This is a genomic window from Agrobacterium sp. MA01 (genome assembly GCF_009650195.1).
GTDB lineage: Bacteria > Pseudomonadota > Alphaproteobacteria > Rhizobiales > Rhizobiaceae > Allorhizobium.
In genome coordinates this window covers 846,495-867,822 of sequence record NZ_CP045854.1, presented here as the reverse complement: position 1 = coordinate 867,822, position 21,328 = coordinate 846,495, and the positions used below count along the sequence as shown (strand labels likewise).

Annotated in this window: 13 protein-coding genes; 5 read left to right on the top strand and 8 right to left on the bottom strand. The window is 63.3% G+C overall.

Annotated features, from left to right (window positions below):
• The first annotated feature begins 121 nt into the window (after positions 1 to 121).
• Together GH983_RS04070 and GH983_RS04065 are read left to right on the top strand one after the other, a co-directional pair.
• The gene (locus GH983_RS04070; protein WP_194842824.1) at positions 122 to 1,435 is read left to right on the top strand and encodes a hypothetical protein; all 1,314 of its coding nucleotides are present in this window, start codon (positions 122 to 124) and stop codon (positions 1,433 to 1,435) included.
• 384 nt (positions 1,436 to 1,819) lie between these two features.
• On the top strand, positions 1,820 to 2,986 hold the full coding sequence (locus GH983_RS04065; protein WP_153761694.1) for an MFS transporter: 1,167 nt from the start codon (positions 1,820 to 1,822) through the stop codon (positions 2,984 to 2,986).
• Between the two features lies 1 nt (position 2,987).
• Here the strand turns inward: GH983_RS04065 and GH983_RS04060 are convergent, their stop codons facing one another.
• The 5 genes from GH983_RS04060 to GH983_RS04040 form a co-directional block, all read right to left on the bottom strand.
• Positions 2,988 to 3,410 carry an Ivy family c-type lysozyme inhibitor gene (locus GH983_RS04060; RefSeq protein ID WP_153761693.1) on the bottom strand — a complete coding sequence of 141 codons (423 nt, stop codon included), beginning with the start codon at positions 3,408 to 3,410 and terminating at the stop codon, positions 2,988 to 2,990.
• Complete coding sequence (locus tag GH983_RS04055) at positions 3,407 to 6,871, bottom strand: chromosome segregation SMC family protein (protein WP_153761692.1); 3,465 nt, start codon at positions 6,869 to 6,871, stop codon at positions 3,407 to 3,409. The genes GH983_RS04060 and GH983_RS04055 overlap by 4 nt, the downstream gene beginning before the upstream one ends.
• An 81-nt stretch (positions 6,872 to 6,952) precedes the next feature.
• Complete coding sequence (locus GH983_RS04050; protein ID WP_054149180.1) at positions 6,953 to 7,699, bottom strand: DsbA family protein; 747 nt, start codon at positions 7,697 to 7,699, stop codon at positions 6,953 to 6,955.
• 186 nt (positions 7,700 to 7,885) lie between these two features.
• Positions 7,886 to 8,239: a DUF5368 domain-containing protein gene (locus tag GH983_RS04045; RefSeq protein ID WP_153761691.1), complete on the bottom strand. Its 354-nt coding sequence runs from the start codon at positions 8,237 to 8,239 to the stop codon at positions 7,886 to 7,888.
• Between the two features lie 10 nt (positions 8,240 to 8,249).
• Positions 8,250 to 9,551 carry an FAD/NAD(P)-binding oxidoreductase gene (locus GH983_RS04040; RefSeq protein WP_054149182.1) on the bottom strand — a complete coding sequence of 434 codons (1,302 nt, stop codon included), beginning with the start codon at positions 9,549 to 9,551 and terminating at the stop codon, positions 8,250 to 8,252.
• A 350-nt stretch (positions 9,552 to 9,901) separates the two neighbouring features.
• Between GH983_RS04040 and GH983_RS04035 the strand changes: the two genes are divergently transcribed.
• From GH983_RS04035 to GH983_RS04025, 3 genes are read left to right on the top strand one after another with little or no spacing between them, the layout of a single operon-like run.
• The gene (locus GH983_RS04035; RefSeq protein ID WP_153761690.1) at positions 9,902 to 11,299 is read left to right on the top strand and encodes a lipopolysaccharide assembly protein LapB; all 1,398 of its coding nucleotides are present in this window, start codon (positions 9,902 to 9,904) and stop codon (positions 11,297 to 11,299) included.
• A 10-nt stretch (positions 11,300 to 11,309) separates the two neighbouring features.
• On the top strand, positions 11,310 to 13,838 hold the full coding sequence (locus GH983_RS04030) for a FecR domain-containing protein (RefSeq protein WP_194842781.1): 2,529 nt from the start codon (positions 11,310 to 11,312) through the stop codon (positions 13,836 to 13,838).
• Positions 13,835 to 16,069, top strand: a complete 2,235-nt coding sequence (locus GH983_RS04025; protein WP_153761688.1) for a CHASE2 domain-containing protein — start codon at positions 13,835 to 13,837, stop codon at positions 16,067 to 16,069. Before GH983_RS04030 ends, GH983_RS04025 begins: the two co-directional genes overlap by 4 nt.
• 6 nt (positions 16,070 to 16,075) lie before the next feature.
• Here GH983_RS04025 and GH983_RS04020 read toward each other — a convergent pair whose 3' ends face one another.
• From GH983_RS04020 to GH983_RS04010, 3 genes are all read right to left on the bottom strand, one after another.
• On the bottom strand, positions 16,076 to 18,277 hold the full coding sequence (locus GH983_RS04020) for a SulP family inorganic anion transporter (protein WP_153761687.1): 2,202 nt from the start codon (positions 18,275 to 18,277) through the stop codon (positions 16,076 to 16,078).
• Positions 18,278 to 18,363: 86 nt separating this feature from the next.
• Complete coding sequence (locus GH983_RS04015) at positions 18,364 to 20,634, bottom strand: SulP family inorganic anion transporter (RefSeq protein ID WP_194842780.1); 2,271 nt, start codon at positions 20,632 to 20,634, stop codon at positions 18,364 to 18,366.
• A gap of 199 nt (positions 20,635 to 20,833) precedes the next feature.
• Positions 20,834 to 21,325, bottom strand: coding sequence for a DUF721 domain-containing protein (locus GH983_RS04010; RefSeq protein WP_054149188.1), 492 nt, complete (start codon positions 21,323 to 21,325; stop codon positions 20,834 to 20,836).
• Positions 21,326 to 21,328 lie beyond the last annotated feature (3 nt).

The following is a 21,328-nucleotide window of genomic DNA, read 5'->3' as shown; positions in this document are numbered from 1 at the left end:
CACGCAATGCAATAAACGGTCACGCAAAATGACCAGACAAATCAATTGAGGGTGATGCGCTCCGGTCCAGCGTTTGCTAGTTGGCATTCTAGTAAATTGTAATCCGGAATCAAACATGACCCTGACCAGCCCGGTTTCACTGACTGAGATCCCGCAGAACAACCTTTACCAGAAGGGCGACGTCTTCGTTCTCTTCGGCGAATTGTTCGGTCGTGGCTATGTCACTGGCCTGCTCGACCAGGCCAAGAAGGCCGGCATGGAGATCATAGGGATCACCGTCGGTCGCCGTGACGAGAACAACAAGCTGCGTCCGCTGACCGACGAAGAGCTTGCCCAGGCGGAAGCCAATCTCGGTGGCCGGATCATCAATATTCCCGCCATGGCCGGCTTCGATCTTGATGCGCCCGAAGGCGAGAAGACACCGACGGACCTGCTTGCTTCGCTGACGCTGGAAAACTGGGAAACGGAAAAGCTCGACTGGGCGCATATCGAAAAGTGCCGCCAGGTTGGCGTGTCGCGTTTCCAGGATGCTGTTGCCAAGATCATGGGCGAGCTGGAAGGCATGATTGCCGATGGCCGGAATGTGCATTTCGCCCACACGATGGCCGGCGGCATTCCGAAGGCCAAGGTCTTCCTCGTTCTTGCCAACCGCATATACAAGGGCCGTGGCGCGCGCCACATGTCCTCTCAGGTGCTGCTCGACAGCGATCTCGGCAAGCTGATCCTGCAGAACTTCGACGAAGTCTCCGCCAACACGTTCCGTCACCTGATCGAGGGCAGCACTGCTATCCGCAACCGCATCGAAAAGAGCGGCGGCCAGGTGCGTTATTCGGCCTATGGCTATCACGGCACGGGCATCCTGATCGGCGACGAATATCGCTGGCAGACCTATACGAACTACACCCAGGGCTATGCCAAGATGAAGCTCGAGGCGATTGCCGAGGAGGCTTACGCTTCCGGCATCAAGGCGACCGTCTTCAACTGCCCTGAGATCCGCACCAACTCGTCCGATGTCTTCGCCGGCATTGAGCTGCCGCTTCTGCCGCTCCTGAAGGCGCTGAAGAAGGAAAATCCCGGCGCCCGCACCGAAAAGATCTGGGCCGACTGCGAGGCGCTGCTGGTCGAGGGTGCGACCGTCGAGGACGTGCTCAAGAAGATCGCGGACTTCCAGGCAAGCGACGTGATGATCCCGTTCTACGACTTCAACAACTGGCCGATGCCCAACAGCCAGGGCCAGTCCGACATCACCATCGGCACCTCGCAGGAGATTGCGCAGATGCACAAGGACGGCAAGGCGCTGATCTCGGACTATCTGAGCGTGCTCGTGGTCGAAGCAACCGGCGCGCTGATCTTTGGCGAAATGGCCAATCCGTCTGCGCCGGTGCTCTGGCTGAACCATGACATGGTCGCGCGGCAGATCAACAAGGCCGGCTGAGCGCGCGAAGCGAATAGGCAGTAGCCAAGGTCTGATGGTGCCGGGAGCTTCGCTTCCGGCATTTTTCGTTTCGCGAGGCCCCCTCCTTTGTCATCCTCGGGCTTGTCCCGAGGATCTACTGCCGCTGCTATTGGCTCGACCTTTCAGTCGGCTCCTTAAGCCTACAATCCATGGCAAGCCTTGGCAGATCCTCGGGACAAGCCCGAGGATGACGGCGTGTGTGGGCGGCGAGCACCAGCCTGAACCTGGCATAGGCCGTGAGCTGACCTGTCGAGACGCACGGTCTTTTCCGGGGGAGAACCAATCGGCCGCCGCAACGGCTGGACTTGGCACACCGATGCTGGCACGCACATGACTGGTCATCAGACAAATCGAGTCTCCCCGATGCATTTCCAGCCGCAGTATCGTGTCTATATCGCCTTCTTTCTGTTTGCCATGTGTACGGGATCGCTGTTCTCCCGGCTGCCCGACCTTCAGCTGCAACTCGGGGTCAACAAGGCCGAACTGGGGCTGACGCTGATCGGCATGGCGATCGGCTCGCTGATTTCGCTCACCCTCTCCTCGCCGCTGATCGTCCGGCTCGGGTCGCGCACGACGTTGGCCATCTGTCTGCTCGGCGTCATGGCGCTCTTGTCCCTCATCTCGCTTCTGCCGTCCGCCCCTCTCGTCTTTGCCACGCTCTTCGCCGTCGGACTTCTCGCCGGCGCTTTGGAGATCTGCCTTAATGTCGAGATCGGGCGGATCGAGGCGCAGGCCGGATTCGGCATCATGAACCGCGCGCATGGCTGCTGGAGCCTCGGCTTCTTCGTCACGGCGATCACTGCCTCGCTGGTCCGGCAGGCGGGGGTGACGATGCAGGTGCATATGCATGTGCTGCTGGGACTGATGTTCGTCATCGGTGCGATTACGATCGCGGGCATGAAGAATGCGCCTGTCCTCACCACCGCCGGAGCCGAGGACAAGGCACCGCATTTCGCGCTGCCGACGCTTTCGCTGCTGCCGCTCTGCATCATCGGCACTTCGGCCTTCCTGATCGAGGGTGCCGGCATCGACTGGTCGACGATCTACATGGAAGAAGTCTTCGACGTCTCGCCGTTCATTTCCGGATCAGGGCTGACGCTGTTTGCCTTCTTCATGGCGCTGGCACGCCTGACGGTAGACCCGGTCGTCGATCGCTACGGCGCACGGCTCGTCGGGCGGGTGTTGCTTTCGGTCGCAGCAGTAGGCATCGCCATGGCCTGGCTTGCACCGTCTCCGACGATTGCCCTTCTCGGCTTCGCTCTGATGGGCGCCGGCTGCAGCGCAGTCTATCCGATGGCGGTCTCGGCCGCGGCCCAACGCACCGATCGCCCCGCAGTCATCAATGTCGCGGCAATCGCGCAGATGGCCTTTGTCGTCTTTTTCCTCGGGCCGCCGCTTCTGGGCTTCGTGGCCGAGGCCTTCGGCATCCGCAACGCCTATCTCGTCTGCCTGCCCCTGGTGCTCGGATCGATCCTCGCCAGCGGCGCGCTGCCGGTTGGGCCTGCTCGGCGGCAGAAGCTGGCGGCTTGATTCAAGAGCGCGTCAGAAACGTCAACTCCTCCGGCGTCGGATCGCCGAAGATCTTGATGCCGAGCTTGGCGTCAGAGACATAAAGCAGGGCCCGCTTGCCGTCCTCGGAGTAAAGCACGCGGATCCAGCTTGTTTCGCAGGTCCGCGGCTCGCAAGCGCGGAACAGCTGCATGCGCTTGTCCTTGACCGCGACCTCCTCGGAGGCGAGCGCCACGTAACGCGGCTGGCGCACCAGGGCGCGCACCCAGAAGGGCAGCCCCGGCTGGCCCTTGAGCATCTCCATCAGGCTGTCGCGATGGGCCGGCGAGGTTGCCAGCACGCTCGGCAGGTAGTTGCCGGCGAGCGAGGGGGATGCGGTCTGGGCGTGGAGGGGGGCGGCGCTCACAGCCGCCAGGAGGCCAAGGGCGATGAGGTAGCGTTTCATACTACCTCCCTCTCGCGCAGGGCCTCCGCCGTCTGCAAATCAACGGAGACGAGCTGGCTGACGCCTTGCTCTGCCATGGTGACGCCGAAGAGGCGATTCATGCGAGCCATGGTGATGGGGTTGTGTGTGATGATGACGAAGCGGGTCTCGGTCGAGGCGGCCATTTCGTCCATCAGGTTGCAGTAGCGCTCGACATTGTGGTCGTCGAGCGGCGCGTCGACTTCGTCCAGCACGCAGATCGGCGCAGGGTTCGTCAGGAAGACGGCGAAGATCAGGGCCATGGCGGTCAGCGCCTGCTCGCCGCCCGACAGCAGCGTCATGGTCTGCGGTTTCTTGCCCGGCGGGCGGGCGAGGATTTCGAGGCCGGCTTCGAGCGGGTCGTCGCTTTCGATCAGCTGCAGTTCGGCGGTGCCGCCATTGAACAGATGGGTGAAGAGGCGTTGGAACTGCGCATTGACGACGTCAAAGGCGGCGATCAGCCGTTCGCGGCCTTCGCGGTTGAGGCTCTGGATGGCACCACGCAGCTTGCGGATCGCATCAATGATATCGTCGCGCTCCTTGATGAGGGCGGCGAGCTTGTCCGACAGTTCCTTCTGCTCTTCCTCGGCGCGCAGGTTGACGGCGCCGAGCCGCTCGCGCTCCATCTTCAGACGGTCGAGATTGCGCTCGACCTCGCGCAGGTCGCCGATCTCAGAGGGATCTTTCAGGCCCGTCAGGCGGAAGGCCTCATGCGGGCTGACATTCAGCGTATCACCGATACGGGTCTCGGCCTCGATGCGCCATTCGCGGGCAGAGACCAGACGCTCTTCGGCGCGGCCGCGCTTTTCTCTGCTTTCAGCGAGTTCAGCCAGGGCGGCTGCCGCCTTCTGGTCGGCCTCGCGCTGGCGGGTTTCTGCCTCGATCAGGCGATCGGCGGCATCGCGGCGGTCCTTCTCGGCCTTGTCGAGGGCGGTCATCAGATTGCGGCGCTTATCCTCAAATTCGTCGGGCGCCATTTCGAGATCAGTGATCTCGTCGCGGGCCTCGGCCTCACGCTCGCGCAGCGTTGCGATGTGTTCTTCCGCAGACTTGGCTCGGTTCTGCCAGTTCTGCTTTTCCTGGCGGATCGAGAGGATGCGGCGGCGGCGCATCTCGTCTTCGCGGGCCAGCCCCTCGAAACGGGCGCGCGCTTCGGCAAGCAGGCCCCGGTCGCGGCCGACAATAGCCTCGGCATCGCGCAGGCGGGCGTCGAGAGCAGAGAGGTCAGGCGTCTCCTCCATTTCGATGCGGGCGGTTTCTTCCTGCTCGACGATCTCCTCGATCTGGCCCTTCAGGCCGTTCACCGCCTCCTCGATCACCTCGCGGCGGCGGATGAGGTCGCCTGAGGCGCGTTCGGCCTGGGCAAGGGCATCGCGGGCTTCGGCCAGGCTTCGAACCGTCAGGCGGCTGCGGTCGCGGGCTTGCGTGAGGCGGGCTTCCTCGGTGCGGATGGCATCGGCGGCTTCGGCGAGACGATCCTCGGCCTCGACCATCTGGTCGCGGGCTTCCTCGGTTTCGATCTCGATTTCGGCAAGCCGGTTCTTCTGGGCCAAGCGCAGGGCGGCGGCACTCGGGGCATCGGCGCCGGTGACATGGCCGTCCCAGCGATAAACCGCACCATCGCGGGTGACGAGGCGCTGGCCGGGGGCGAGTTTGGGCATCAGGGCAAGCGCTTCGGCTTCCTCGACCACGCCGATCTGGCGGAGTGCCCGGGTAAGCGCTGCGGGTGCGCGGACATGGGTGATCAGGGGCTTCGCGCCTGACGGCAGGCTTGGGTCCCCTGCCCCGTCGCCATTGCCGTGCCAGTGGGCGGGGGCCGTGGGATCGAGCGCGCTGTCGAGATCGTCGCCGAGGGCGGCGCCGAGGGCGGTTTCATAACCGCGATCGACGGAGAGTTCGTCGGCGACCGGTGGGAAGTCGCCCGTCGTGGTGCTCGCGAGGATACGGGCAATGGTGCGGGCTTCGGTTTCAAGACCGTTGACGCGGGCACGGGCTGCTTCGAGCGGCTGGCGCAGATGGCTTTCGGTGCGGCGGGCTTCGGTTAGCGCCGCCTCGGCCTCCATCGCCGCACTCTCGGCGTCAGCGACGGCCTGTTCGGCGATCTCGACCATTTCGCGCTTTTCGTCCGGATCAGGCAAGGCTGCTATGCGGTCGGAGATGTCGGAGAGTTCACGGGAAGCTTCGGAGACCTGACGCTCCAGCCTTGCGCGGCGCTCCGTGAGGTCGCGGATGGCACGTTCCAGCTGGTTGCGGCCGGCAGCGGCTTCGGCGCGTTCGGCGGTCAGGCGGGTGAAGTCGCGTTCGCTATCGGCAAGCGTTGCAGCAGCGGCGTCGAAGGTCTCCTTCGCCTCCTCACCGAAGCGGCCGGCATCGGCGAGGATTTCCTCGAGTTCGGCTTCTTCCTCGGAAAGACGGGAAATGACCTCGGCATTCTCAGAGACGAGGCGTTCCTCACGGCGGATGTCTTCATCGAGCTGGGCAAGGCGGCGGGTGAGCTCATCGCGGCGACGGAGAATCCGGTTTGCTTCTTCGTCGAGTTGGCTGCGGGCGATCTGCAGGCGCTGCAAGGCGGCGGCGCATTTTGCCTCCTCCTCGCGCAGTTCCGGCATCTTCAGGCTTGCGATGGCCTGGAGCTTGGCCGCCTCCATCTGGTGGTTCGCCTTTTCCGCGACCGTGGACATGGCCTGGTTCAAGGCGCTCTCGGCCTCGCCTTCAGCCTGCTTGGCCTGCGACCAGCGGATATGCAGGAGCATGGCGTCATGGGCGCGGATGTCGGCCGACAGTTGCTTGAAACGGTTGGCCTGCCGGGCCTGGCGCTTGAGGCTCTCGATCTGGCTTTCGAGCTGGGCGGTGATGTCTTCCAGACGCTCGAGATTGGTTTCCGCCGCACGCAGCCTGAGTTCCGCCTCGTGGCGGCGGGAATGCAGGCCGGAAATGCCAGCGGCTTCTTCGAGCAATTGCCGCCGCGCCTGGGGTTTGGCCGAAATCAGTTCGCCGATACGACCCTGGCCGACCATGGAAGGCGAGCGAGCCCCCGTCGAGGCATCGGCAAACAAAAGCTGCACATCCTTGGCGCGGGCCTCCTTGCCGTTGATGCGATAGACCGAACCATTGCCGCGCTCGATGCGGCGGGTCACCTGGATCTCATCGGCATCGTTGAAGGCCGCCGGTGCCGTGCGGTCGGAATTGTCGAGATAGAGGCCGACTTCGGCCGAGTTGCGTGCAGGACGATTGCCGGAACCGGAGAAGATCACGTCGTCCATGCCCGAGGCGCGCATGTTCTTGTAGGAATTCTCGCCCATCACCCAGCGCAGGGCCTCGACGAGGTTCGACTTGCCGCAGCCGTTCGGCCCGACGATGCCGGTGAGGCCCCGTTCGATGACGAATTCGGAGGGTTCGACGAAGGACTTGAAGCCGACAACGCGGAGGCGGTTGAATTTCATGGCGCCACGCTCCGGCGAAGCAACGCACGAAAAACGGGCGCACGGGTTTCCCCGGCGCCCGTCGTCAGAACGGATCGTCGATCAGAGCATGCTGTCGATGAGGGCCGACATGGAGTCAACCGACATGTCCCCCGAATAGGCCTTGCCATTGATCAGGAAGGTCGGGGTCGACTGGACACCGAATTCCTGGGCGCCGCGGTCGCGGACTGCCGACACATCACCGGCAAGCTGGGCGTTCGTCAAGCAGGCGTCGAAGCTCTCCTGTGTAAAACCGGCAAGCTTGGACATTTGCAGCATGGCATTGCGCACGTCACCGTCGGCCGGCGCGGCCCAGGCGGACTGCTGCTTGAGAAGCGTGGAGACGAAGGGGAAGTAGCGCTCTTCGGTCGTGCAACGCGCCAGCATGAAGGCCGCCAGCGATGCGGTGTCCTGCGGGAACGGGAATTCGCGCACGACGAAATAGACCTTGCCGGTGTCGACATAACGCGCCTTGATTTCGTCGAAGGTGCGAACGTGGAAGTTTGCACAATGCGAGCAGGTCATCGACATGTATTCGATGATCTTGACCGGCGCGTTCGGGTCACCGAGCGCCATTTCCTTCAGCGGGCCGGGCTTCAATGCCTCTTCCATGTCGACGTCGCGATCGGCAGTCGGGATCTCGGCAGAGGTCGTCGAGGCGGTCGTCTCGTTGCTGACAGCGGGTTTGGGCTCGGCACTGGCGGCCTTGTCTTCTGCGTCGCTGCAGGCAGTGAGTGCCAGACCGACGGCGGCAATGGCGATACCGCCGAGGAGGCGGCGCTTGGTGATCGAGAGTTCGGATGTCGACATGGGTCAGTTACCTGCGTTGCAAGGATCTTGGATGGCTTCACCGTTATAACGGCAAAAGGCGCCAAACAAGGCAGGCTCCCCCCTGAAAAATCAAAGATCCGTGACCTTTTAACCGTAGCCACGGCAAAATTGCCGAGACCGGCAAGTCATGTGCCTGCCGGTCCGGTGTCACTTTAAGGTGCGTTTTCAGCGAACCACGGGACGGCTCACCAGCGACTGCACCGTGTAAACGAGGATCGTGATGCCGATGGCCCCCATGGCGGCGACGCCGAGCAGCACGATGATATCGACGGGACCGCCGATGTCACCAAAGCCGGAGCGGGTGACGGCCTGGACGAACCAGACGGCGCCGATCGCGCCGAGCGGCATGGCAAGCTGGGCCAGCAGGAACTTCTTCCAGGAGACCTGGCGATCGCGGATCAGCACGTAAAGATAGGCGAGCGTGATCACGGCTGCAACCGCGACCATGACCCAGAACAGGGTATGGCCGAAGATCTCTTCGAGAACCGCGACGATCATTCCGACAGTCATGTCCTTCATGGCATCCTCCTCAGGCGCGACCGCGCAGCATGGCGTTATAGGTGGGTTTCAAGGCGATCTCCTTCATCAGCCAGGAAATCCAGAGCTCTTCCAGCGGGGCGATCAGTCCGGGGAAGGACGGGACGAGATTGTCCTTGTAGTCGAACTCGACCAGCATCGCCGAGCCGATGCGGGTGATCAGCGGGCAGGACGTATAGCCATCGTAACTTTCCTTGCTCTCGCGCCCCTCGATCTGGGCGACGAGCTGGTCGACGGCGACGGGCACCTGCCATTTGACGCTGGCCGCCGTCTTGCCCTTCGGCACGCCGGCGATGTCGCCGACCGCGAAGACCTCGGGATAACGCATGTGGCGCAGGGTGTGCTTGTCGACCTCGACCCAGCCCTGGCCCACCCATTTGTCGGCCCAGGGCAGCGGGCTGTTCAGGATGACATCGGGCGCCCGCATCGGCGGGATGACATTGGTGAAGTCATAGCCGAGTTCCTTGTCGCCTTCCGGCGTGGTGAAGGTGGCGATCTTGCGCACGGGATCGATCTTCTTCATCACGTGTTCGTAGACCGTGTCGATGCCACGCTCCTCATAGAGCATGCGCACTTTTTCGGAGACGATCGGCACCCCGAAAAGCGCCTTGTTGTGGGCAGCATAGACGATCTTGGAGTTGCTGCGGGTACCCTTGCGGGTCAGGTAGTCCTCGGTGAGGAAGGTGTATTTCAGCGGGGCGCCGGCGCATTTCATCTCGGTCGCCGGGCGCGAGAAGAGGGCAAGACCGCCCTTGTCGGTGAAGCGGTCCATCTCCGCCCAGGTCTTCTCGGCGTAATCAGGGCCCGCATAGACAGAACCGATGCCGTCCTTGCCGATCAGGTCGAGCGACATGCCTTCGATGGCTGCGTAGTCGAGCTTGAGACCGGTTGCGACGAACAGGAAATCGTATTCGATCGCCTTGCCGCTCTCCGTCACCACCTTCTTGCCGTCGGGATCAACTTCCGCCGCACCTTCCTCGATCCATTCGACGCCGGAAGGCAGCCAGTCGGCCGTGCCGGACACGGAATAGGACGCGGGCTTGAGGCCTGCGGCGATCAGCGTGAAGCCCGGCTGGTACCAATGCTGCTTGCGCGGATCGAGAATGGTGATCCTGGCGCCGTCGAGTCGGTTGGACAACTGGTTGGCAAGCGCCGTTCCGGCCGCACCCGCACCGAGGATCAGAATTCGGGCATTGGTCTTGACGGGTTGTGCCGTCGCGCTGTGCAAAGGTGCCGCGGCCAGTGCCGCACCGCCGGCCGCCAGACCAAAAAATTGTCGTCTGCTGGTTTTCATTGCTTCCTCCCACGGGGTCCCGCAGGTGCCCCCTTGCCTGTTCTGGATAACGCCTCGCCGACACAGCATCGCCTACGGCTGGGCCTCCCAACGCTGATCGTTAAATATATATACTATTTCGTATCTTCGATGCAACGTAGTTATTGAGATTTCACACTAGACTGTCGTCGGGGATTTCCCTGCCCGCGCATTGCCGCGGGATCATCAGGCCTGTAACAATTCATCGCGGATGACCGATGAAGACGGCAAAGACCCAAACTTGGCCGGTCCAGTCGCGTTTGAGTTATTCTAACAAGACCTTAACGTGCCCTAGAGATTTCAGCTCGATCACAGTCAGAGTTCCTTTTCCCATGACGTTGCCGAAGAGCCGGGAGACTTTCTCTCTCGCTGCCCATAATCTGAGCCTTGCCCTTGCCACCTTTTGCGTGGCGTTGTCCGTGGGCGGAGCCCTGGCGCAGCAATCCCAAAACGTTGCGCCGCGGACGGGCAGCGCATCGATCGACGAGGTCGAGACCAAGCGAGAAGCCTTGTTCGGCCGGATGATGGCAGCACCCGACGATCTCGACACCGCTTTCGAATATGCAGCGCTGTCCTCCGAGGCCGGCGATCTGGAAGGGGCGATCTCGACGCTCGAACGTATGCTGATCTACGCGCCCGGCCTGCCACGGCTGCAGCTTGAACTCGGCGTTCTCTATTATCGCCTCGGCGCCTACGAGACCGCTCGGCAGTATTTCGACGCGGCGAAGTCCGCAGGCGACATGCCGCCGGAGGTCTCCGCCAAGGTCGACCAGTATCTTTCGGCCATCGACCAGCGCGGCGCCCCCTCGCAATTCTCCGGCATGATCAGGACCGGCATCCGCTATCAGAGCAATGCCAATGCGGGCCCGGGCAATTCGACGGTGACGCTGAATGGCCTCTCCTACACACTGGACGGCTTGAGCGTCGCCGGCGAGGACTTCAACGGCTTCGTCAATGGCGGGCTGCGTTATCGCCATGACACCGATATCCAGGGACTATCGCTGGAGGCAGGCCTTTCCGGCTATGCCGCCGGCTACCGCGACCGCAACACACTGAACACGGCTGCGGTCGAGGCCTATGCCGGCCCGGTCTTCGATCTTGGACGTTTCGGGCTCGACGACCGGACGCTCTCCGTCCTCCTGACCACCAGCGGCGTTCTGATCGAGGGTGACCGGTATATGGCATCCGCGGGGGTCTCGACGACGATCGACTGGCAAGTGACACCGGTCGACAGTCTCTCTGGCAGCCTGCAATACCGCTATGAGGATTTTTCCAACACCAAGTCCCGCCGGACCGCAAATCTGCAGAGCGGCCATCGTTTCGACGGCCAGTTTTCCTGGTCGCACAATCTCACCGAAGACTTCAGCCTGACGGGGCGCATTCTTGCGACCCGGCGCGACGCGGAGGTGGGTTACCTGTCCTCCAGCGAACTGGGCGGGGCGATCTCCGGTACCTATCGCTATGCCGCCCTTATCGGCGACGGGCCGGCCTGGATCACCGGGGTGGAAGCGGCCGTCGCCGGACGCGGCTACGACGATCCCGACAGCATGATCAATTCGGCGACGCGTCAGCGAGACACCGACTTCAGCCTCAACCTGCGCCAGATCGTGCCGTTCAACGAGCGCGTGGCGCTCGTCGCAGAGGCCGGCTACCGCAAGGTCTGGTCGAACTATGACATCAAGAGCTTTGACAACATCTCGCTGTCGATCGGCATCCAGTCCGCGTTCTAGGAGCATCACGATGAAGCCAAACACCCGTCATGCCCTGCTGGCCGCATCCGCGGCACTCTTCGTTGTCGTGGCGTTTCCCGTCAGCGCAGAGACCGATGTCGCTGGCGTCACCGCGGCGGTCAATCCCGATGCAAGCACCATCGACCGCGCTGGCAAGACGCGCCTGATCTCGCTCGGCGACCCCGTGATCCGCAATCACCGCATCGAGACGAGTGGTGCCGGCCTTGTGCAGATCCTTCTGGCCGACGGCACCTCATTCACGGTCGGTCCGAACTCGTCCGTGGTGATCGACAGCTTCGTCTATGATCCGGAGAAGAACACGGCTGCGCTGGCGGCAACGATGAGCAAGGGGGCGCTGCGCTTCATCGGCGGCAAGGCATCGAAGGCGAGCGGCAATGTAACGATCAAGACGCCGATCGGCACGGCCGGCATTCGCGGCGCGGTGGTCGACATCAACCTCAGCGGCCAGACGCCCGACGGCCAGTCCCTGCCACCGCACATGACGCTGGTCTATGGCAAGGAAGTGCAGCTCACCGGCAATGGCGCGCCGCAGCGACTGTTCAAACAGGGCTTCTCCATCGTTGCCGGCGACGGACAGCCGCGCGTCCAGCGCACCCCGCCGCAATGGGTGAGCGGGCTGCAGCAGGTGCTCGCCGGCCGGCCTGGCCAGAGCGGTGGCGCGAGCAATGCGCCGACGGAGCAGACAGTGGCCAGCAGCCCGGTTGCCGAGAGCAATTCCGCCCAGTTGCCTTCGGATAACGCCATCCCCGTGCCAACACCGCGCCCGATCGTGACGACACCGGTCGAAGATGTGGCGAGTGCGTCGCAGCGGGATGTGGGGACAAGGCCGCAGGTGCCGGGCAGCGATGGAAACAATAGCGGCGGTGCCGACACAGAGATTGCCGTTTCCGTGCTCTCGCCCAAGGAAGTGGCTGGAGGCGGTGGCTCCAGTGGGCTAAGGCTGACTGCATCGCGCGGGACACTCACCCGAAACGCCGATGGGACGCTAAGCGGAGCCGATGGCGACAGTAACCGCTTCACCCTGCCGGCGTTGAGCTCAACCAGCGTGCTGACGGAGCGAAGCGTGTCCGCCTCGGTCAACGGGACACCCGTGACCGGTACGGCCTATACCGGAAGCGGAGGTTTCTTCACCTACATGCTGACGGCCGGCAGCGGCGATCCCGAAGCGTTTTATGTCATCGGCGGTACGCCGGCAAATGCGACCAAAACGCTGTCTACGGGGCAGATCCTGGCTTACGTGCTGGAACCGGATCTACTTGCTGCGTTGACGAATGTTGAAGGCACGACCATCCCGTTCACCGGCAGCTTCATCGGTGGCAATGAAGCCGTAGTGAGCGACCTTCTCGTTGGTGGTACCAGCGGTGGAAGCGGCGCGACCATCGGACGTGCGCTGCAGGCCTCGCTCAGCATCAGCGGCACAGGTGCCGGGCAGACGAGTGCGATTAATGTGTTCAGCGGGAGTTTCGATGCGCTAGATGGCGGAGGCTATGGCCTCGTCGCCTCGACGGCGGGATCAAGCCGGTCCAATGCTATCAATTCCGCCGTGAACAGCCAAGGCAAGGCCGGGAGTATCGGCTCCACCGCCGGGAAGGATCACTTCCTCGGTACAAACGGCGAGTACCTGGTGATTGGATCGGGATCGATCGGCGAGATCGGCTTCGACTATGATGCTCCCGAGTTCGAAGGATATGAGCAAGTTCATGTGGCCAGCCGCGATGATGCCGCAACGATCGGCTCCAGTCGGACATTCGGTGGCCAGGCAATGAGCGGCTTCTCCTCCGCCGTGATCCGGCAGTGGGGCAGCAACAATCTGACGCGCGGCAGCTTCAGCCTCAACTTCGACAATGCTGCGGGCACATTCACCGGGGGCATCAGCACGGGCGGCGGCAGCTACTTCGCCGAATTCTACGGAGAAGCCGACCGATCCTATTTGTCCGACCAAGTGATTGCCGGAACCAATTCAAAGGACGGCGCCTATATGGTGTCGTCTGCCGTGGTGCCGGCGAAGATCTTCAACAACAGTACCAGCTCCACAATCTGCAATGCCTGTGAATTCATGACGTGGGGCTGGTGGGGTCGCAATGTCTATGGAGAAGTCAACTACACGGTCCATCTCGGCAACTGGATCATCGGCAAGCAGCCTGAGAACAGCGCCTTGCCGACCTCCGGCACCGCCACCTATAACGGCAATGCCGTAGGGACGGTCGTCAATGGCAGTGCCCAATATATCGCTACGGGGACAATGACCTCGACGATGGATTTCGGCGCGCGGTCAGGGACAGTTGCTGTGTCCAACTATGACAGCAAGAGCTTCAGCGCCGGGGTGAACTTCGGCAGCGGCGCGGCGACTTTCAGCGGCAACGTGACGAGCGGCGTTACCTCGGGCAGCGTCACCGGCGCCTTCGCCGCCAACGGCACCGATCCCGTCAAGGGCATCATGGGCAACTTCACGGTAACGGACGGCAGCTGGGAGTCGACCGGGATCTTCGCGGGCAGCACGACAGGCGTCGTTCCGTGACGAAGGCAGCCGGAGGCCTGCGCCCCGAACAGAGACAAGGGCGGCCGACATCACGCCGCCTGTCTTCCTCGCAGCGCCGCAAGTTCGGCGTCGTGCTGGTCGGCCTTGCCGCACTCATGATGGTCATTCTCGGCCACGCAGCTTTCTCCTCCCAGGCCTTTCGGCTCACGGCGCTGGTCTTCGACACCTATCAGGTGATGAAACCGCGTGACGCGACTGATCCACCGGTTGCGGTCATCGACATCGACGAAGTGTCGATCGGCAAGCTCGGACAATGGCCCTGGTCGCGCGGCACTGTGGCCGAGATGGTGACCAAGGCAAGCGGTCTTGGCGCGGCAGCCATCGGCTTCGACATCGTGTTTTCCGAGCCGGACCGGACGGCACCGGCGCGGCTCGTCGAGGCGATGCGGCGCCAGGGGATCGCCATCGACATCGGCGCCGACCTGCCGGACCCGGACGCCCAGCTGGCCGACGCGGTCGCCTCGAACGCCGTGGCGCTCGGGATCGCGCTCAGCAACGAGACCACCGCGCCGGCACCGGAGCCGAAGGCGGGGTTCTCGTTTCTCGGACCTGATCCGCGGGCGCGGCTCACACCCTATTCAGGCGGCTTGTCCAACCTCTCCGCGTTGACCGAACGCGCAACCGCGATGGGCTATTTTTCCTTCCCGCCGACGCCTGACAACATCATTCGCACCTTCCCACTCGTCTCCATGAGCGGCGACCGGCTCTACCCGGCCCTTTCGATCGAGGCGCTGAGGATCGCACAAGAGGAGGGCTCCTTCATCCTGCGCTCCGCCGGCACGGAAGACGGCTCGGCCTTCACCGACTTGAGGGTCGGGGCGCTCGATGTGCCGCTCTCGGCCGACGGCGAGATCTGGATCTACTATTCCGGCCTTCCGAACATGCCGGTGATTTCCGCCGCCGATCTCTTCGATCCGGAGAAGGCCGAAACATTGGCAGGGCTGATCCAGGGACGCATCATGCTGGTCGGCACAAGTGCGGTGGGTCTGCGCGATATCGTGGCGACCCCGGTCGACCCCGCCATGCCGGGCGTGAAGGTGCATGCCGAGATCATCGACCAGATCGCCAGCGGGGTATTCCTGCAGCGGCCCGACTGGATCATCGGGGCGGAACGGGCGGCAGCTGTTATCGTCGGCCTGATCCTGCTGACGGTCCTTGCAACAGCCGCGCCGGCCGTTTCGGTGGTGACGGGCCTGCTGCTGGCCGGACTTGTCGCCAGCGGATCCTGGCTTGCCTTTTCCCGGGCGTTCACGCTTTTCGATCCGTTGCTACCACTTTTCGCCCTCGGCGCGGTGTTGCTGACAGCGTTGCCGCTGCTCCTGATGCTCACCCATCGGGAGAAACGCTTCGTACGTGAAAGCTTCGGACGCTATCTGTCGCCGACCCTGGTCGAACGCCTGTCTGAAAACCCGGAAGGTCTTACGCTGGGCGGCGAGGACCGCGAACTCACCATTCTCTTTTCCGACATCAGAGGCTTTACCGGCCTCTCCGAAAAATTGACGCCGACCGAGCTCACCGGGCTGCTCAACAACTTCCTGACGCCCATGACCGACGTGCTTTTGGAGCGCGAGGCGACGATCGACAAATATATCGGCGATGCGATCATGGCCTTCTGGAACGCGCCGCTCGACATTGCGGAGCATCCGCAGAAAGCCTGTCTCGCCGCGCTCGACATGGTCTCAGCCCTCGACCGGCTCAACCGCGAGAGCGGCATGAACCTCAAGATCGGCATCGGTCTCAACTCCGGCATGGCCTGTGTCGGCAATCTCGGCTCCGACCAACGCTTCAGCTATTCCTGCCTCGGCGACAGCGTCAATCTTGCGTCGCGCGTCGAGGGCATGACCAAGCTTTACGAGGTCTCGATCCTGGTGACGGAGGATGTCAGAGCGCGGACGAAAGGGCTGGTCTTCGCCGAAGTCGACCGGGTGCGTGTCGTGGGGCGGCAGGCGCCGGTGACGCTGCATGCCTTGATCGGCAGTGCGGATGAAGCGGCGTCGGAACAGACGGACCTGCTGGCCGCCCATGTCGCCTTCATCAGCGCCTGGCAAACGGGCGATTTTTCGGCTGCACGCGAGTTGCTGAAAGACCTGCTTGTCCTGCCGCCAAACCGGCTCTCCGGCACCCATGCGCTCTACCGGGAAAGGCTGTCAGAACTCCCCGATACAGCTCCAGAAGACTGGGATGCCGTGTTTACCGCCAGCCGCAAGTAAAGGTTCTCACTCGTGCAGCGACTGCACCACGCGGTTGGCAATGGTGAGCCGCTCGGCGAGCGTGGTTGCGCAGAGGCGGTGGACGAGGAGTGCGAGCTCAGGGTCTGCCTGTTCCAGATAACGCAGCTGGCGCCGGGCGAGGCGATAGACGGTCGAGGGCACGTCAGCCACGACGTCGGCCGTGCGTGGTCCACCGCGATAGATGGCAATCTCGCCGAGCACGACGCCGGGCTTGACGGTTCTCAAACGCAGGCGCTTGCCGTTGGCGAGCACGGCCTCGACCTTGGCGCGGCCGGTCCAGAGCAGGAAGAGATCCTCTCCCGGTTCCCCCGCCCGTATGAAACGGTCACCCGGCTGGAGGCGGATTTCCTCCATCGAGGCGACCAGGTCCTTCAGCCGTGCGCTCGGACCAATGGTCTGGGCGAAATAGTCCTCGATATCCTGCCAGGTCTCTTCGCGGGCGATGTCTTGCAGTAGATTTTGCTCGCAATATTCGATGGCATGATCAAGATCGGGCTCGAGACGGAGGGCGAGGCCATGTGGCTCGCCGAGACCATTGCGGCGGAGCGTAGCCTGGCTCTCGGATGACAGACCACTGAGGAGCAATTCAGCGCCAGCGTCTGCCAAGAGGTTGCGGATCTTGACGAAAGCAGCGGCTGCCGCAGCGTCCATGCCGCTGACGCGGCGGAAATCGACGATTGCATGGCGCAGCACGGGACGATGCTGGTCCTGCAAACGCCGGCGCACAGCCGCGACCACCTGTTCCGCCGTCCCGAAGAACAGATACTCCTGGAGCTCCAGCACCTGGACCTGATCACCAACCGCTTCCAGATGGGTTGTCTCGACGGGCGGGCGATCCGTGCTGCTGCGGCGAGCATGCAGGGACGTGTCGCTGCGGATGACCGACAATCGCGCATAGTTGTAGACGAAGGACAGGATGGCGAGCGCAAGGCCTATCATCATGCCGGTCAGGAAGCCGAAGACCAGCATGCAGAAGGGAATGGTGAGAATAACCAGCCATTCGTTGCGCGGAAGTTGGCGGCGCGCTCCCCAGAGCCATTCCTCCGCCATGTCATAGCCCAGTGTGATCATAAGGCCGGCAGCCACGAAGGTAGGCATGGCACCGGCGAGTTGTCCGGCAAAGGGCAGCATCAAGACCAGTACTAGCGTTGTTGCTAAGCCTGGAAGGCGGCTTACACCGCCCATGCGGGTCGCAAGCAGTGTCATGCTCATGCTGCTGAACCCCGGCGCACCGCCGAAGCCGCCAACCAAGAGATTGGCGAGCCCGGTGGTGCGCAATTCGCTATCGGCGTCGATCTCGCGTCGCGTGGCGACCTCCTGGCCACTCGTGTTCAGAAGAAGCCCGACCATACTGAGAAGCACGACGGAAGCGATGGCGGGCGCTGCGTGAATAACGGCAGACCAATCGGCATGCGTGAAGATGGCGATGGGCGACGGCAGTTCGAGGCCGGCCTCAGCCGGCAGGGCGGGCAGCCAGTGGAAGCTCCGCGCTGTTTCAGCGTGCACGCCGAGGCCGATTAGCATCAGGTAAAAGAGGACTGCAGCCGCCAGCATGATGCCGGGGGCGACCAGCGGGCTCGAAGATCGGCGAAGCGCAAAGTTTAAAATGAAAGCGAAGATCAGGGCAATGTGCAGATTTGCGATCGCCTGACGGCCATCCACCGTCGTGAACAAGTCGATGACCGGATACCCCGCGACAAGCATGTTTACGGCCCCCTGGATCATCAGGCATCCGGACCCCGCCAGGAACCCGGCAATGACCGAGAAGGGCATGAAACGGACGAGCTTGCCGAAGCCGAATGCGCCCGACAGCACGAAGACGAGACCGGTTGCGACCGCACTGGCGCCGAGGACGGCGAAGGCGGTCATGATGCGCACATCTTCCGGCGCATCCATCAACGAGGGAGAGGCCAGTGCGGCTGCAATCGCGGCAGCCAGAATAGCAACATTCGGCTTGCGCACCTGGCCGATGCTCGTCGGGTAACGACTGCCGAGCGCGATGACGAGCGTGAGCAGGACGCTGGACATCAGGATTGCGCCGACGCCCATGCCGAAGCCGGCGGAGACGGAGCCGGTGAAGATGAGGGCGGCAAAGGCGATACTTGTACCGAGGCCATCGATGCCGGCAATCACCGCGAACAGCAGCGGCGCAATGAGACCGGTGAGCCTCGCCATGTGAGGGCGCATGGATCTCTCCGGCGCAGTCTCGGCCGGCAGTCTGTCCGGCTTTTGCGGAAACGATGCGTCCTGTAGCGTCACGAGCGTCTACGTCCTTACTCGTGCAGCGACTGCACCACGCGGTTGGCAATGGTGAGCCGCTCGGCGAGCGTGGTTGCGCAGAGGCGGTGGACGAGAAGCGCCAGCTCGGGGTCTGCCTGTTCGAGATAACGCAGCTGGCGCCGGGCCAGGCGATAGACGGTCGAGGGCACGTCAGCCACGACGTCGGCCGTGCGTGGTCCACCGCGATAGATGGCAATCTCGCCGAGCACGACGCCGGGCTTGACGGTTCTCAAACGCAGGCGCTTGCCGTTGGCGAGCACGGCCTCGACCTTGGCGCGGCCGGTCCAGAGCAGGAAGAGATCCTCTCCCGGTTCCCCCGCCCGTATGAAACGGTCACCCGGCTGGAGGCGGATTTCCTCCATCGAGGCGACCAGGTCCTTCAGCCGTGCGCTCGGACCAATGGTCTGGACGAAATAATCCTCGATATCCTGCCAGGTCTCTTCGCGACTTATGGTGGCGATCAGCCGTTCCTCGCAGCGCTCCAGGGCATGGTCGAGGTCACGTTCGCGGCCGACCGAAAGATCGGAGACGAAATCGATGCCGTTTCTCGCCAGAGCCTGCTCGATCTCAGGCGAGAGGCTGCTGAAGACGAGCTCGACCTCGCTGCCGGCCAGGAGGTTGCGGATCTTCACGAAGGTGGCGGCAGCGGCCGCATCCATGCCGCTGACGCGGCGGAAATCGATGACGACGAAGCGCAGCGACAGGCGGCTGCGATCCTGCTGGCGGCGGCGGATCGCCTCGATGATCTGTTCCGCCGTGCCGAAGAACAGGAATTCCTGCAGTTCGAGCACCTGGACCTGCTCACCCTCCAGTTCGATCAGGCTGTTTTCTGCCGGAGGGCGGTCGATGCTGCTCTTGCGTTCACGCAGCGAGGCATTGACGCGGATCACCGAAAGGCGGGCATAGTTGTAGACGAAGCTGGCGATGGACAGCGCAAGTCCAAGCGCCATGCCGCCCATGAAGCCGAAGGCGGCCATGCCGAGGGGAATGGCGAGGACGACCAGCCACTCCATGCGCGGCAGTTGGGTGCGCGTGCGCCACAGCCAGTCCTGGATCAGCTCGACGCCGAGTGCGATCATCAGGCCGGCGGCCACAAAAGTCGGCATGGCGCCGGCCAGCTCGCCGGCAAAGGGCAGCATCAGCGCCAGCATCAGGGCAGTCGCGATACCGACGGAACGGGCCTTCGCCCCCATGCGGTTTGCGAGCAGTGTCATCGACAGGCCGGTGAAGCCGGGCGCACCGCCGAAGCCGCCGGCGACGATATTGGCAATGCCGGTCGTGCGCAGTTCGGCATCGGCGTCGATTTCCTGGCGGGTCGCGACTTCGAGACCGCTGGTGTTGAGAAGCAGCCCGACCATGCCGAGCAGCGCGACGGAAATGATCGCCGGCAGGACCTGCAGGACAACGGACCAATTGGCAGTGGAAAGGATTTCAAGCGGTTGCGGGAGGGCAAAGCCCGGCCCTGAGGGCATGGCAGGCAGCCATTGCATTGCCCTCGCCTGCTCGCTGTCGACCCCGATCACCGCCAGCATCGCGTAGAACAGGGCGCCGCCACCGATAAGCACCAGCGGCATGGTCAGTGGGCTCGTCGAGCGCCTGATGGCAAAGACCATGACGATGGCGAAGACGACGGCGACATAGAGATTGGCGACCGCCTGCTGCCTCTCGGGGCGGACGAGAAGATCGACGAGGTTGCGGTCGCCAATGATCATCATGACGGCGCCCTGGATGAGCAGCCAGCCCGAGCCGGCGAGGAAACCGGCGACGACCGGATAGGGCATGAAACGCACGAGCCGGCCGAAGCGGCCAAGGCCGAAGAGCCAGAAGACCACACCGGTGACCACGGCACTCGATCCGAGAATGGCAAAGGCGGTGGCGACCTTGACCTCCTCGGGGGCCAGTTCGAGCTGCAGGGTCGCAGTTGCAATCGCGGTCGCAAGGATGGCGATGCTCGCCTCCTGCACCTGTCCGATGCTTGAGGGATAGCGGCTGCGCAGCGCAATCCACAGCGCCATGACGATGCTGGACATGAGGATGACGCCGACGCCCGTGGAAAAGCCCGCAGCCAGCGGTCCGGCAAAGATCAGCGCGGCGAAGGCGATGCTGGTGCCGAGGCCATCGATGCCGGCGATCAGTGCAAACAGCACGGGAGCGACATAGCGCCTCGCCGCGCTCGGAACAGGATAACGCCATGCACGCTGCCGTGGGACGACATCGACCGCGGTCTTGCGATCCGGGGCGGGCGCTGGATTGTGGATGTTCACGGCTTTTCCTGCTCTTGAAAAGGCATTCGCCGCCGGGGATGACATGCCGGCTCACCGACTGGTAGACGGCGCTGGCGTGGCGGGCAACGCGACCATCCGGATCGGCCCAAACTTGGCCGGATCAGCTGCAGGAAAGGCGGAGATCGACGGGGAAAACCCGCAGGTTTAACGGGTCGGGGCCAGAGGGGAGAGCCGGTGGCTATTTGCGTTTCGCCTGCAAGACGGCGGTGCCCAGACGCTCGACGGCGCGGCGGAGGTTCTCGTTTTCAATGCCGTCCATCATCGCTTCGAGCCGGCGGGCCTTCTCACCTTCCAGCTTGCGGATGCGGGGTCTCGTAATCGCCACCGAAACAGGTTTCTGGACGATGCGAACCTGGCCGATCGCGGGATAGCCGAAGAAGCCGTTGATGCGGGCGATCAGCTCGCCCTGGGCATGGGAGAGAAAGAGCGCACGCGCGCCTTCGCAGGCAACCGTCAGCACGCCTGGACGATGGCCGCCATCCTCAGGCAGATCGGAGCGGCGTGGCCAGGCGATCTTTTCGGGCCGGGTACAATCGGCAAAACCTTCGCCAACGATGTCTTCCCAGGAGCCGAGCAGCGCCGTGTTGATGCCCGCACGCCTTGCCAGCACCGGGTCGACGATGCCGTTGGCAATCTCGGAAATCTGGTTTGCGCCCTTGAATGTGGCCATGAC